This is a genomic window from Ligilactobacillus agilis DSM 20509, assembly GCF_001436215.1.
Lineage (GTDB): Bacteria > Bacillota > Bacilli > Lactobacillales > Lactobacillaceae > Ligilactobacillus > Ligilactobacillus agilis.
The window spans coordinates 1-713 of the sequence record NZ_AYYP01000022.1 but is presented as its reverse complement, the minus strand read 5'-3'; the positions used below and the strand labels follow the sequence as shown (position 1 = coordinate 713).

Below are 713 nucleotides of genomic sequence, written 5' to 3'. Positions count from 1 at the left end.
CACCTGACGGTTTTCAAGACCGTTCCCTTCAGCCAGACTTGGGTAATCCTCCATAATAAATCGCGGCGGAGGGGATCGAACCCCCGACCTCCCGGGTATGAACCGGACGCTCTAGCCAGCTGAGCTACACCGCGATATTATCGGGAAGACAGGATTCGAACCTGCGACCCCCTGGTCCCAAACCAGGTGCTCTACCAAGCTGAGCTACTTCCCGATGAATGCACCCAGCAGGAGTCGAACCTGCAACCTTCTGATTCGTAGTCAGACACTCTATCCAGTTGCGCTATGGGTGCATATATAAAAAAACAAAATGCCGAGGACCGGAATCGAACCGGTACGGTGATCACTCACCGCAGGATTTTAAGTCCTGTGCGTCTGCCAGTTCCGCCACCCCGGCATAATGTAAGAGCGGAAGACGGGATTCGAACCCGCGACCCCCACCTTGGCAAGGTGATGTTCTACCACTGAACTACTTCCGCATATGCCGACTAGACGATTCGAACGCCCGACCCTCTGATTACAAATCAGATGCTCTACCAACTGAGCTAAGTCGGCATATAGTATACGGGTGAAGGGACTTGAACCCCCACGTCATAAAGACACTAGAACCTAAATCTAGCGCGTCTGCCAGTTCCGCCACACCCGCATGATATTTAGTTATGAGTCGTGACAGGCTCGAACTGTCGACCCTCTGATTAAAAGTCAGATGCTCT

At 52.6% G+C, this 713-nt stretch carries 7 tRNA genes; all 7 read right to left on the bottom strand.

The window, feature by feature from the left end:
* Window positions 1-60 precede the first annotated feature (60 nt).
* Window positions 61-134 (bottom strand) — tRNA-Met (locus FC14_RS03235).
* Between the two features lie 6 nt (window positions 135-140).
* A tRNA-Pro gene (locus FC14_RS03230) sits at window positions 141-214 on the bottom strand.
* 5 nt (window positions 215-219) lie between these two features.
* Window positions 220-293 (bottom strand) — tRNA-Arg (locus FC14_RS03225).
* Window positions 294-311: 18 nt separating this feature from the next.
* Window positions 312-397, bottom strand: a tRNA-Leu gene (locus FC14_RS03220).
* 10 nt (window positions 398-407) lie between these two features.
* A tRNA-Gly gene (locus tag FC14_RS03215) sits at window positions 408-479 on the bottom strand.
* Window positions 480-482: 3 nt separating this feature from the next.
* A tRNA-Thr gene (locus FC14_RS03210) sits at window positions 483-555 on the bottom strand.
* Window positions 556-563: 8 nt separating this feature from the next.
* Window positions 564-646: transfer RNA gene (locus tag FC14_RS03205), tRNA-Leu, on the bottom strand.
* Window positions 647-713 lie beyond the last annotated feature (67 nt).